We start from the raw sequence: 378 nt of genomic DNA on the forward strand, positions 1-378 counted from the left end.
GTTGAATTATTAGTTAGAGAATGAATGCAACAAGAACAGTCGGCATGTTACTATTCTATAAAATAGATCAAATGCTGTTTTTAGGTGAAGGAAGAGAAATATGGGCACGATCTGTAATAGATCATGAAGACGGATATGTTATGAATTGTTTTGATCATAATAAATTAGTGGCACAATATCATCCGTATCATTATGAAAATGGTGCAACTGTTCATTTTTGGGAATCTCCATTTGTTTTGTTTAAAGTGTTTAAAGAAAATGTATATGCTCATATTATGTATAATGATACTATTTATGCGATAATATGTATACATATCCAGATGGCTCTTTTACATCAAGCGTTGCATGGGTTTGTGTTGACCAATATGTATGTCCTTC

1 protein-coding gene is annotated in these 378 nt (G+C 31.5%); it reads left to right on the forward strand.

All coding sequences use genetic code 11. From position 1 onward, the window contains the following. Positions 1–20 precede the first annotated feature (20 nt). Positions 21–378, forward strand: a 358-nt coding sequence (locus KTG12_RS21510; RefSeq protein ID WP_216945558.1) for a hypothetical protein, incomplete at its 3' end; no start/stop codon positions are given.

The organism is Parabacteroides sp. MSK.9.14 (assembly GCF_019041495.1).
GTDB lineage: Bacteria > Bacteroidota > Bacteroidia > Bacteroidales > Tannerellaceae > Parabacteroides > Parabacteroides merdae.